At 44.7% G+C, this 12,141-nt stretch carries 11 protein-coding genes and 1 pseudogene; all 12 read left to right on the forward strand.

Annotated elements, in window-relative coordinates:
• Positions 1 to 141: 141 nt before the first annotated feature.
• The 12 genes and pseudogenes from CK1_RS02050 (at position 142) to rpsB (ending at position 12,133) form a co-directional block, all read left to right on the forward strand.
• Positions 142 to 1,011: a DegV family protein gene (locus CK1_RS02050; protein ID WP_015524658.1), complete on the forward strand. Its 870-nt coding sequence runs from the start codon at positions 142 to 144 to the stop codon at positions 1,009 to 1,011.
• Between the two features lie 39 nt (positions 1,012 to 1,050).
• A complete protein-coding gene (argS, locus tag CK1_RS02055; RefSeq protein ID WP_015524659.1) occupies positions 1,051 to 2,817 on the forward strand; it encodes an arginine--tRNA ligase in 1,767 nt (588 codons plus the stop codon).
• A gap of 275 nt (positions 2,818 to 3,092) precedes the next feature.
• A complete protein-coding gene (locus CK1_RS02060) occupies positions 3,093 to 4,334 on the forward strand; it encodes a serine/threonine protein kinase (protein ID WP_173760951.1) in 1,242 nt (413 codons plus the stop codon).
• A complete protein-coding gene (locus CK1_RS02065) occupies positions 4,312 to 5,220 on the forward strand; it encodes a hypothetical protein (protein WP_015524660.1) in 909 nt (302 codons plus the stop codon). Before CK1_RS02060 ends, CK1_RS02065 begins: the two co-directional genes overlap by 23 nt.
• A gap of 46 nt (positions 5,221 to 5,266) precedes the next feature.
• Positions 5,267 to 5,914 carry an HAD family hydrolase gene (locus CK1_RS02070; RefSeq protein WP_015524661.1) on the forward strand — a complete coding sequence of 216 codons (648 nt, stop codon included), beginning with the start codon at positions 5,267 to 5,269 and terminating at the stop codon, positions 5,912 to 5,914.
• Between the two features lie 32 nt (positions 5,915 to 5,946).
• Entirely contained in the window at positions 5,947 to 6,741 is a 795-nt protein-coding gene (locus CK1_RS02075) for a CPBP family intramembrane glutamic endopeptidase (protein WP_242872534.1), read from the forward strand.
• Between the two features lie 279 nt (positions 6,742 to 7,020).
• On the forward strand, positions 7,021 to 7,395 hold the full coding sequence (locus CK1_RS02080) for a GntR family transcriptional regulator (protein WP_015524662.1): 375 nt from the start codon (positions 7,021 to 7,023) through the stop codon (positions 7,393 to 7,395).
• Positions 7,388 to 8,290 carry an ABC transporter ATP-binding protein gene (locus CK1_RS02085; RefSeq protein WP_015524663.1) on the forward strand — a complete coding sequence of 301 codons (903 nt, stop codon included), beginning with the start codon at positions 7,388 to 7,390 and terminating at the stop codon, positions 8,288 to 8,290. The genes CK1_RS02080 and CK1_RS02085 overlap by 8 nt, the downstream gene beginning before the upstream one ends.
• On the forward strand, positions 8,265 to 9,536 hold the full coding sequence (locus CK1_RS02090; protein WP_015524664.1) for a hypothetical protein: 1,272 nt from the start codon (positions 8,265 to 8,267) through the stop codon (positions 9,534 to 9,536). Before CK1_RS02085 ends, CK1_RS02090 begins: the two co-directional genes overlap by 26 nt.
• Positions 9,536 to 10,447 (forward strand): DUF6449 domain-containing protein, encoded by a 912-nt coding sequence (locus tag CK1_RS02095; RefSeq protein WP_015524665.1) that lies wholly within the window; start codon positions 9,536 to 9,538, stop codon positions 10,445 to 10,447. Before CK1_RS02090 ends, CK1_RS02095 begins: the two co-directional genes overlap by 1 nt.
• A pseudogene (locus tag CK1_RS02100) lies at positions 10,447 to 11,191 on the forward strand (pseudouridine synthase). The gene CK1_RS02095 and the pseudogene CK1_RS02100 overlap by 1 nt, the downstream one beginning before the upstream one ends.
• Before the next feature lie 198 nt (positions 11,192 to 11,389).
• Positions 11,390 to 12,133 carry a 30S ribosomal protein S2 gene (rpsB, locus tag CK1_RS02105; protein ID WP_044960678.1) on the forward strand — a complete coding sequence of 248 codons (744 nt, stop codon included), beginning with the start codon at positions 11,390 to 11,392 and terminating at the stop codon, positions 12,131 to 12,133.
• Positions 12,134 to 12,141: the final 8 nt, after the last annotated feature.

Consider the following 12,141-nt stretch of genomic DNA (forward strand, 5'->3'; position numbering starts at 1 on the left):
GAAAATTTCCAATTGTGATATAGAAAAAATATGATACACTAACATCATGGCTTTCTACAGCAGTTCAAAGAATTAGTCCATCAGGGGCTGATGCATTAATTCTTTGAACTGTGAGATAACAGACCAGGAGGAGAGAAAAGAATGGGCAAAATTGCCATTGTAACAGACAGCAACAGTGGTATCACACAGGCCCAGGCCGAAGAGCTTGGCGTTTATGTGATACCGATGCCGTTTTATATTAATGAAAAAATGTATCTTGAAGGTGTAACTCTCACACAGGAAGAGTTTTATGAGAAGCTTAAGAAGGATGAACCGATCTCCACATCTCAGCCAAGTCCGGCTGATCTCTGTGATCTATGGGACAAGCTTCTGAGAGATTATGAGGAAATCGTTCATATTCCGATGTCAAGCGGACTGAGTGCATCCTGTTCTACTGCAATGGGACTTGCTATTGATTATAATGGTCGTGTTCAGGTAGTGGACAATCAGCGGATTTCCGTAACACAGAGACAGTCTGTAATGGATGCTAAGATGCTTGCCGAGGCAGGAAAAAGTGCTGCAGAGATCAAGAAGATCCTTACAGATCAGAAACTCGATTCCAGTATTTATATCACACTTGACACCCTGAAATATCTGAAAAAAGGTGGCAGGATCACACCGGCAGCCGCAGCCATCGGAACGGTTCTGAACCTGAAGCCTGTACTTCAGATCCAGGGAGAGAAGCTGGATGCCTACGCCAAGGTCCGTGGCAAGAAGCAGGCCAAACGTGCCATGCTGAAGGCAATGAAGAATGATTGGGAAACACGTTTTAAGGAATACGCATCTGACGGTGAGATGTGTCTTCAGGCTGCTTATACAGGAAATCTGGAAGAAGCAGAAGAATTTAAAAAAGAGATCCAGGAGGTATTTCCGGGAATGGAGATACATATGGATCCCCTTTCTTTAAGTGTTGCCTGCCATATCGGTTATGGTGCCCTTGCAGTCGCATGTTCAAGAAAAGTGACGTTATAAGCATAAAATACAGAAACAAAGATATGAGGAGTTTGAAACATGAAGAAGATTATGGAACAGATGGCGGAAGAACTTTCCGCAGCATTTGAAAAAGCAGGTTATGATCCGTCTTACGGAAAAGTTACTGTTTCCAACAGACCGGACTTATGTGAGTATCAGTGTAATGGTGCTATGGCAGGAGCCAAAGCATATCACAAGGCACCGTTTATGATCGCTGATGATGTGGTAGCACAGCTGTCAGACAGTCGGATTTTTTCCAGAGCAGAAGTTGTAAAGCCTGGATTTATCAACCTGGATGTGAACCCGGAATTTGTTGCAGAATACATGAATAAGATGGCAGAGGACGAGAAGCTTTCTGTTGAGACTGCCAAGAATCCGAAGACGATCATTATCGACTATGGCGGACCAAACGTTGCCAAGCCGCTTCACGTAGGACATCTCCGTTCTGCGATCATCGGTGAGAGCATCAAGCGTATCGGACGTTTTGTAGGACATAAGGTGATCGGTGATGTACATCTTGGAGACTGGGGCCTTCAGATGGGACTGATCATCACCGAGCTGAAACACCGGAAACCGGAGCTGGTATATTTTGATGACAGCTTTACCGGTGAATATCCGGCAGAAGCACCGTTTACTATCAGCGAGCTGGAAGAGATCTATCCATGTGCCAGTGGGAAGTCCAAAGAGGATGAGGCTTACCGTAATGAGGCACTGGAGGCAACCCATCTTCTTCAGCAGGGTAAACCCGGATACATGGCTCTCTGGAACCACATCATGAATGTATCTGTAACAGACCTTAAGAGAAACTACGCGAATCTGAACGTAGACTTTGACCTCTGGAAAAAAGAATCCGATGCACAGCCATACATTCCGGATATGGTAGAGGATATGAAGAAGCGAGGATTTGCCTATGAGGACCAGGGTGCTCTTGTTGTAGATGTAAAAGAAGAGAGTGATACCAAGGAGATCCCTCCATGTATGCTTTTGAAATCAGACGGAGCTTCTCTCTATACGACCACAGACCTTGCTACTATCGTAGAGCGTATGAAACTCTTTCAGCCGGATGAGATTCTTTATGTTGTTGACAAGCGTCAGGAGCTGCATTTTATCCAGGTATTCCGCTGTGCAAGAAAAACCGGTCTTGTAAATCCGGAGACCAAGCTTTCCTTCCTTGGTTTCGGTACCATGAATGGAAAAGACGGTAAACCGTTTAAGACAAGAGAAGGCGGTGTTATGCGTCTGGAGAACCTGATCGCAGATATTGATGAGGAAATGTATCGTAAGATCGTGGAGAATCGCAGTGTAAAAGATAAAGATGCAAAGGATACTGCCAAGATCGTAGGACTTTCCGCGATCAAATACGGAGATCTTTCCAACCAGGCGACCAAGGATTACATCTTTGATGTTGACCGCTTTACATCCTTTGAGGGAAATACAGGTCCGTATATCCTTTATACTATCGTTCGTATTAAGTCGATCCTGAACCGTTATGTACAGGAGGGAGGAGATTTAAGTACAGGTAAGATCCTTCCGGCAGTCAATGCCAGTGAGAAGAACCTGATGCTTCAGCTTTCCGGCTTTGCAGCAATGGTTGAGAACGCTTTTGAAGAAAAAGCACCACATAAGATCTGTGCATATATCTATGAGGTATCCAATGCATTTAACAGCTTTTACCATGAGACCAAGATCTTAAGCGAAGAGGATCAGGCACAGAAGGAATCCTTCCTTCAGCTGCTCCAGCTTACAAGAAGAGTGCTTGAGACAAGCATCGATCTTCTTGGATTCTCTGCACCGGATCGTATGTAAGGTATAGCTTTGCAGATACAAACACTATGAATAATGACAGACCGCCGGATAAAGAGACATTTTTGTCTGCTATATTCGGCGGACTTTTTTATATAGAAAGTTCTTTGCAAAAAGAACAGGACGTGCTATAATAGGACTTATCCTAAACGAGGGCAGATCACGAATTTCTGCCTGACTATAAGTTATCTGATTTTTTTCAAACCGGAATTCACCGGATTATCCCAAATCAATAAGAAACGTAATTATAAATATTGTCTGACAGAAATGAGAGGAAGGTGATCTGTCTGATCGGAAATGTTCTGAAAGAACGTTATTGCATTGTAGAACAAATTGGACATGGCGGAGGTGGAAGCCTTTATCTGGCAAAAGATATGGAGCTTGGTATCTGCCGTGCAGTGAAAGAGATACCGATCGCAAAGAAAAAAGAAGCCAGACTCATGCAGCATCTGGAATATCCTGCAATACCGAAGATTATCGATTATGTGGAAACAGGGGAGTACTGTTATCTGATCATGGAATATATCAAGGGTCAGTCGCTGGGAGAACTTCTCCGTTCAGGAAAACGGTTTTCTTTACGGGAAATCCTTGCTCTGGGAAAGGAGATTGCCAGAGTATTGGAATATCTTCACAGTCGGAAACCACCGGTCTGTTACGGGGACCTGAAACCGGATAATCTTATGTTTTCTGAAACCGGGCATCTGTATCTGATAGATCTTGGAAGTGCCATGTTCGATCATGGAAAAAGAAAACAGATCTGTGAAGGAACGAAAGGCTATGCGGCGCCGGAGCAGTATCAGGGCTACTTAAGACCGGGAAGTGATATTTATGCTCTGGGGAAGACCCTGGAAAAGCTTTGCGGAAAAAAGAAATGGCAGTGGATTTTATATCCGGATTTTTTCTTGCTTCTGTTCCGATGTACCAGAAAACAGGAAAAATACAGATATTCGGATATGTCAGTGGTTCAGAAGAAAATCCAAAAGCTGGAAAACAGATATCGGATGATCACTTGGAGAAAACGATTTCTGGAAGCGGCAGCTGTAGGGATTCTGATAGGAACACTGATCTTGATAGCAGGATTGCTGAAAACGGAAGAATTTTCTGTGGCGATCTCAGAAGTAACAGATTTGTATTACGAAGCCAGACAGTATCCGGAAGACTCAAAAGATCGGGAAAAGTGCTGTATGGCAGCGGAAAAGAGACTCCAGAGGTTAAGTAGAAATTATGGGGGAAAAGAACAGCAGCGTCGTATTGAGCTATTGTTGGCATGGAATGCGGAGCTTTTGTGTGAACCGGAAAAAGCGGCTTTATATTATGAAAATCTTCTTCTGTATGATGCAGAATATCCTGTGGCCTACGGGGAATATGGGATGTTTCTTATTCGGACCGGTCAGAAAGAGGCCAGCAGAAAGCTGTGGGAAGATTATAAAGAGAAAGAAAAAGCGGAATTACTGGATGACAGTGAAAGCAGAAATCTGCAGCTTTGGGAGGAGATCAATGAGAAAAAGAAGAGAAAGTGATCAGAAAAAACCAAAAGAAATGAAAATTCCTAGTAGGAAAGCCTGCTTTATTATTTTGTTTCTGCTGGTCTTATGCAGCTGGATGATCCCTTCCATTGCTGTCTATGGATTTGATGTGTCAGGAATGGATAGTTTTGATACCGGCGGATTTGATATGAATGTGGGAGAAGGAACCGGACAGCTGCCGGAAGACTGGGAAGAAAGCTATGCAGGAGAAGGAAGTGATGATAGTAATTGGAACAGAGAAGAAGGAAATACTGAGGAGTATTCCGCTGCCTGGGCAGAATCAGAGAATGATCAGGAGGAGTCTGCACAATGGAATTTAGATTTTCAGACAGATGAGGTACGTTCTCAGGAAGAAAGCTTTATGGAAAATGGAAATACTGCGGCAGAAGTAGAAATAGCTGATACACCTGCGGAAAAACTGACGGAAACGCCGATACCAACAAAACTGCCAATACTGACTGAACAACCGATCCCTATACAGACAGTGACAGCAAGTCCATCTGTAACGTTGACTCAAAAACCAGTTCGAAAGTCAGTGACAGATGCATCAAAGAGGGAGAAGAAGCAAAATCCGGCATTATCTTACTATCGGACAGAACCAACAGGAACGTCGGATAGGAAAAAAGAAAAAGAGCAAAAACCGGTGATCCGAATGAAAACAGACGGTAACAGGATCCGGATAGAGATCAGTCCGGATATTCCGTTCCAGATCCTTTCATTTCGGATCAATGGAAAAGAATGTGATTTTTACTGGCAAGGAAAAAAGCTTCTGGCGGAATTACCGAAAAAAAGCAGAAATCCCTGGAAAGCAGAACTCATGGGTTTTGTGAAATCCGGGAAGCTGTACTATGAAACCATGGACTTACCAGAAAAACAGTGATACAATAGGCATACTTACTGATTATTTTATACAACAGGAGGAATTTATGTATAAGGCAATCTTTTTTGATCTGGACGGAACACTGACAGAATCCGGAGAGGGGATTACGAAATCTGTACAGTATGCACTGGAGAAGCTTGGAGTTTCGGCACCGGAGCTGGAGCCATTGAAGGTTTTTGTGGGTCCGCCGCTTCTGGAACAGTTTATGAAGTATGCGGGATTTGATAAAGAGACAGCACAGAAGGGAATTGAATATTACAGAGAGCGGTATTCAGAAAAAGGAATGTATGAGAACACCGTTTATCCCGGTGTGGAAAACACTCTGGCAGAACTGAAACGTCGTGGTTACAGACTGGCTGTGGCGTCTGCGAAACCGACCTTTTACGTAACACAGATCATGGACCATTTTAATTTGAGCCGGTATTTTGAGGTGATCGCCGGGACGGACCTCAATGGACCGAAAGTAACCAAATCTCAGGTGATCGAGGAAGCTCTGGAAAGAATGAGCCTTTCTGACCACCGTGACCAGGTGATCATGGTGGGTGACAGAGAACATGACATTTTCGGAGCCAGACGATGCGGGATCCAGTGTGTGGCTGTATCTTACGGATATGGAAGCAGAGAAGAACTGGAAAAGGCACAGCCTCTTCAGATCGTAGCTTCCGCAGATGAACTTCTGAATTTTTTCGTCTGACCCCTCTGCACAGACAGAATATTTTTCAAATAGTGTGGAGGGAGCTTTATCCGGCAGGAATCCATTATCTTATCGGACAGATCCTCGGAAGCGCCGTGCTTCTCTGGCTGGCAGGGCATGTCGGCAACGCACAGGAAAGGTACTATAGTTATACGCTGGTGATCACCGGACTTACCGGAGTGCTGGTTATGTTTCCGGCAGTATATTTTTACCGGAAGGATCGTATAGGAAGGCTGATCGGCGGTTTGACTTCCGTTGAGGAACAAAGGCTATCTATTCCTGAAATGCTGCTTCTTCTTGCTGCTGGAGCCGGATTTGCCCAGTATGCCAATGTGCTGGTGGCGATCCTGCAGAACTGGATCTCATCCAGCTATGGAGAGACGATGACGAAGATTACCTCAGGAAAGAGTTTGTTTATGATGATCTTCTGGATGGGGATCATAGCGCCTGTTGCAGAAGAAATGATCTTTCGCTGGCTGATCTATCTGCGACTTCGGGATCACTTTTCTGTACTGTTTTCCGCTGTGATCTCTGCGGCGTTTTTCGGAATTTATCACGGAAATGTCCTGCAGGCTGTGTATGCGTTTGTTCTGGGAGGGATTTTTGCGTGGTTTCTGGAGATGGGCGGTAATAAGTGGACCAGTGTGCTGATGCACATCGGAGCCAATACCTGGATACTTATTTTCAGTGAATACGCCCAGACTCTGGTGGAAAAAGCCGGAGCAGGAAGCCTTCTGATGATCTATGGTGTTTTTGCGGCAACGATGATTGGAGGATATCAGTATTTTGCACGCCGGGGAGAAAAACGTGGCTACCGGGCTGTCTGATCCAATGTGGAACACGAATGTCTGCCTGCTACTGGATCAGGCAGAGTGATAGATGAATATTTGCTTTACAGAGAATCTGTAGTGGAATCATAGTATAAGGATGCCATTACAGATTTTTTTATAAAAATATGCCGGAATCTTTTGCTGCCGGTAAATTTATATAGATTTTATATTTATTTAAGAGACCATTTCTTGCGTACCTTTGTATCATGTGCTATCATAAGTGTATTAAAAGAATTAATACACTTAATACACAGATTACAGAGAAAGGAGCGTCGTATGTTATTCTTGGACTATCAGGACAGACGTCCCATTTACGAGCAGATCGTAGAGAAATTCCGGATGCTGATCCTGTCAGGAGCTGTGGAGCCATCTTCCAAGATGCCGTCTGTGCGGCAGCTGGCCGTGGAATTATCCATCAATCCCAATACCATCCAGCGGGCATATATGGAACTGGAGCAGCAGGGGCTGATCTGTCCGGTGAAGGGAAAAGGCAGTTTTGTCACAGACAGCAGCAGGATCAGGCAGATTGGTATGGAAGAAACCTTAAGTGAGCTGAAAAAGATCACAGAAAAGGGAATGGCTCTGGGAGTAGGGGAGGAAGAAATGATCGGTGTGATCCGCTTATGCTATAAGGAGGGAAACAATGATTGAGATAAAAAACTGCAGCAAAGCTTTTGGTAAGATACAGGCAGTAAATAAGGTCACCATGGATATCGGGGAACGGGAGGTTTTTGGACTGATCGGCTCCAACGGTGCGGGAAAAAGTACTCTGCTCCGTATCATGGCCGGGATCATCCGTCAGGACAGAGGAGAGGTGCTGATGGATGAAGAACCGGTTTTTGAAAATGAAAGGATCAAAGAGCATTTTTTCTACATCCCGGACGATGCATATATTCCGGCAAATTACAATGCTCTGGACATGGCAGAATTTTACCGTTGTATTTATCCGGGATTTCAGCAGGCGCGTTTTGAGACAATGATGAAGCAGTTTCATCTGGATGGAAAACGAAAAATCAGCACTTTTTCCAAGGGAATGAAGAAACAGCTTCTGGTGATCCTGGGAATCAGTATAGGAACGAAATATCTGTTTTGTGATGAAACCTTTGATGGCCTGGACCCGGTAATGCGCCAGGCAGTAAAAAGTATTTTTGCATCAGAGATCATGAGTCGTGAATTTACGCCGGTGATCGCTTCCCACAATCTTCGTGAGCTGGAAGATATCTGCGATCACATCGGGCTTCTTCATCAGGGAGGAATTCTCCTTTCCAGAGATCTGGAGGATATGAAATTCCACATCCATAAGATCCAGTGTGTACTTACTGACAAAAAGAAAGAAGAAGAATTAAAGAAAGAGCTGGATGTTTTGAAAACAGAGCATCAGGGCTCCCTGTTGCTTATTACTGCAAGGGGAACAAGAAGAGAGATCATGGAGAAGATACAGGCAAAAAATCCTCTTTTCTGCGAAGTGCTCCCACTGACTCTGGAAGAAATATTTATCAGCGAAACGGAGGTGGCAGGCTATGAAGTCAAAAATTTATTCCAGTGAGTATATGAAATCCTCTTCTAAAGGACAAAGATGGATCCCGGCATTTGCCATGATCGCATTTCTCCTTGCATTTCCGGTAGCGGAACTTATTCTGATGGGAAAATGGAATGAGCGCAGTTATACTCAGAGTCAGCTTTCCTATCTGTATTCCAGCCTGTGGAACAGTGACTTTCTCACAATGGGAGCAGCTGTGGCTGCGGTAACCGCATTTTTTGCAGCAGTAAGCGGCTTCTGGTATCTGTATTCCCCGAGAAAAGTGGATTTCTATCACAGCCTTCCGGTAAAGCGAAGTGCACTGTTTCTGCACAGAGTATTGTTGGCTGTTCTTTATTATCTAGTGCCATATGTGATCATGGAATTTGCTGCGGTATGCATCGGGGCAGCCAGAGGATATTACAGCCTTTCCATTATGAAAAAGGCACTGATCCTGCTGGTGCTCCATCTCCTGATGTATCTTCTGGTGTATTTTTCCACAGTGCTGGTGATCGCCTGCACCGGTACCATGTTGATGGGAGCACTTGCATGGGCAGGGCTGTTTACCTACAGTATCGTTCTGGCAGTGATGCTGCAGTTAAGCGGACATTTATTTTTTGATACCTGGTACGAGGGCAGTTACGGAATTCTGGCAGCAGTGCGGAATCTGGGATCTCCTCTTATGGTGATCGTAAGCTTTATAGATAGATACAGCAGCGGAAGCTTTGGAAAGCAGTTGCTGATACTGATCCTTACGCTGTTTATCATGGCAGCACTTTCCTGGATGGCATTTTGTAGACGAAGGTCAGAGAATACCGGAAAAGCTCTGGTATATACCTGGATGGAGCCGGTCTTAAGTGCCCTGATCACAATACCATCCGGACTGGGGATCGGTCTGATCTTTTATATGATTCCGGAAGATTCATCCAAAACAGCATGGTGGATCTTCGGAATGATACTGGGAACGATCCTGGTCCATGGAATTCTGGAAGTGATCTATGAAATGGATTTTCGCAGATTTTTCCGCGGAAAAGTGCAGCTTATGATCTTTGGAGGTGTTGTGGCAATCTGTGCGCTGACCATGAAAATGGATCTTCTGGGATATGACAGTTATTTTCCGGCTTATGACAATCTTCAGGGAGTTGTGATAAATGTAAGCAATCTCTCATATGCAGAGCAGCTTTGCAATGTGGAAAAAAAGAAGACGGAATCTATAAGATCCGGTATACTGCTACCTCAGACAATAGTTCTGGTCTGCTGGATCAGCCGGTAATGAAAAGTAAAGCATTATATAACAGTCTGAAGGATATCAGGCTTCAGAATGAAAAAGGAAAAAAATCAGGAAGGCGCATGTATGTGCGCTACATAAATAAACAGGGATTCAGTGTATGCAGAGGCTATATTGTATCCTCTGCACAGGCACAGAATCTTATGGAAGCCCTGTATGATGAGCAGACATGGAAAGAAGACAGATATTCATTTTTTCAGCTGGACAAACAGTATCTGAAAGAGGTCACCGGTATTTTCTGTGACGGAGATATTCAAACCTTATTTGAGAAAAATGCAGAGAAGCGTCAGGCGCTGGCAGAGGCGTTGAGAAAGGACATTCTGGAAAACGGCGGTCAGACAGTAAAAGACCAGCCATGTGCAATGCTGATGTTCGATTATGCGGGAATTCCGTCAGAAGGATACATGGATGAATGGGGAATGAATGTACCGGCTGTTCAGGAAGGAGAGAGGGTGTCTACCTCCGTTCTGGTGTATCCGGCATATAAGAGAACACTTGCAATTTTGGAAGAAACAGGATATCCTCTTTCTATGGATAAGCTGTCTGTTGAGTATATTGATGTTTATTACTTCAGCTCCGAAGCTGCCGGCGAAGATGATGAAGTTTTTTCCGACACTGAGCCCATTTCGGATCTTGAAGAAACAGATAACGGTTATAAAGTCCGTTACGATAAAAAGGAACAGCTGGAAGCCCTGAAAAAATGTATCCGTCCATCACAGCTGGTAAACGGATGGACTATCTGGAATGCAGATGCCACAATGGAAGTGGTTCTGGAAGGACAAGAGAGCACCGGCGGGGATTCCGGACTTTATATGACATTTGTCGGTGAGATCCCGGATTTTATCAGAGCAGATGCAAAGGCAGCCCATGTAACAGAATGGGAGGTAAATGATTAATGGAAAAACCAGTCCGGCTGGATAAATTTCTGGCAGATGCCGGCGCAGGTACAAGAAGCGAGGTAAAAAATACATACAGAAGGGTCAGGTGCAGGTTAACGGGAAATCTGTGAAGAAACCGGAGCTGAAGGTAACAGAAGAAGATCAGGTGGTTATGAACGGGCAGGAGCTCCATGCTGCACCGGAATATGTATACTATCTTTTTAACAAGCCGGCAGGCTGTGTCAGCGCAACGGAGGACTTCAGAGATAAAACGGTTCTCGACTACATTGAAGAGAAAGACAGAAGAAAGGGTCTTTTTCCGGTGGGACGCTTGGATAAAGATACAGAAGGCTTTCTTCTGATCACAGATGACGGTCCTCTGGCACACGAGCTTCTTTCTCCGAAAAAGCATGTGGATAAGACCTACTATGCAAAAGTATCCGGGAAAGTGACAGAAGAAGATGTCGTGAAGCTGGCAGAAGGCGTGGATATCGGGGAAAAAGATCTCACACGACCGGCAAGGCTGGAGATCCTTTCTACCTGGGAGTCCGGCACAGAATCTGCAGAAGCCGGTAAGAACTGGGAATCTGAGATCCGACTTACCATCCACGAGGGAAAATTCCATCAGGTAAAACGGATGATGGAGGCACTGGGAAAAAAGTAACTTATTTGAAAAGACTATCCATGGGGCCGCTGGCGCTTCCTTCAGATCTTCCGACAGGAAAATATCGTTCGCTCACCGAAAAGAGCTGGAGCTTCTGAAGTCTGCCGGAAACCGCTGAAAAACAGAAAAAATTGGAAAAATCCCCTTTACATAAGGGGATTTTCTATGCTATAATTCAGAAGTTGCAAAAATAAGCACGCACGGCGATTCTATAAGGATGGTGCCCTACGGTGTGAGGATGGGTCCAGAGAGAAGGCGACCTGTGCGGAAGAATTTAACCAAAAAGGAGAAAAGACATGAGCGTTATTTCAATGAAGCAGCTTTTAGAGGCAGGTGTTCATTTCGGACATCAGACAAGAAGATGGAACCCTAAAATGGCTCCGTACATCTACACAGAGAGAAATGGTATCTATATCATCGATCTTCAGCAGTCTGTAGGAATGGTTGACGATGCTTACAATGCAGTAGCAGATATCGTTGCCAACGGTGGACACATCCTTTTCGTAGGAACTAAGAAACAGGCTCAGGATGCTATCCGTACAGAGGCAGAGCGTTGTGGAGAGTTCTTCGTAAATGAGAGATGGCTTGGTGGTATGCTTACAAACTTCAAGACAATCCAGAGCCGTATCGCAAGACTGAAAGAGATCGAGACAATGGAAGCTGACGGAACATTCGACGTACTTCCTAAGAAAGAAGTTATCGAGCTTCGCAAAGAGCTTGTTAAGCTTCAGAAGAACCTTGGCGGAATCAAAGAGATGAAGAGAATCCCGGATGCTATCTTTATCGTAGATCCTAAGAAAGAGAGAATCTGCGTACAGGAGGCTCATACACTTGGAATCCCGCTTATCGGTATCTGCGATACTAACTGTGATCCGGAAGAGCTTGACTATGTGATCCCGGGAAATGACGATGCTATCCGTGCAGTAAAACTCATCGTTTCCAAGATGGCTGACGCTGTTATCGAGGCTAAGCAGGGAACTGCTGAGGCAGATGGCGAGATCGAGGCTGAGTCTGAGGAGTTTGCAGCTACAGAGGAATAATTCGTATA

Source organism: Ruminococcus sp. SR1/5 (assembly GCF_000209835.1).
GTDB lineage: Bacteria > Bacillota > Clostridia > Lachnospirales > Lachnospiraceae > Blautia_A > Blautia_A fusiformis.

What these genes read in the sequence shown, in the direction of transcription:
- CK1_RS02050 (WP_015524658.1), top strand. Translation starts at nt 142, where the DNA reads ATGGGCAAAATTGCCATTGTAACAGACAGCAACAGTGGTATCACACAG.
- argS (WP_015524659.1), top strand. Translation starts at nt 1,051, where the DNA reads ATGAAGAAGATTATGGAACAGATGGCGGAAGAACTTTCCGCAGCATTT.
- CK1_RS02065 (WP_015524660.1), top strand. Translation starts at nt 4,312, where the DNA reads ATGAGAAAAAGAAGAGAAAGTGATCAGAAAAAACCAAAAGAAATGAAA.
- CK1_RS02070 (WP_015524661.1), top strand. Translation starts at nt 5,267, where the DNA reads ATGTATAAGGCAATCTTTTTTGATCTGGACGGAACACTGACAGAATCC.
- CK1_RS02080 (WP_015524662.1), top strand. Translation starts at nt 7,021, where the DNA reads ATGTTATTCTTGGACTATCAGGACAGACGTCCCATTTACGAGCAGATC.
- CK1_RS02085 (WP_015524663.1), top strand. Translation starts at nt 7,388, where the DNA reads ATGATTGAGATAAAAAACTGCAGCAAAGCTTTTGGTAAGATACAGGCA.
- CK1_RS02090 (WP_015524664.1), top strand. Translation starts at nt 8,265, where the DNA reads ATGAAGTCAAAAATTTATTCCAGTGAGTATATGAAATCCTCTTCTAAA.
- CK1_RS02095 (WP_015524665.1), top strand. Translation starts at nt 9,536, where the DNA reads ATGAAAAGTAAAGCATTATATAACAGTCTGAAGGATATCAGGCTTCAG.
- rpsB (WP_044960678.1), top strand. Translation starts at nt 11,390, where the DNA reads ATGAGCGTTATTTCAATGAAGCAGCTTTTAGAGGCAGGTGTTCATTTC.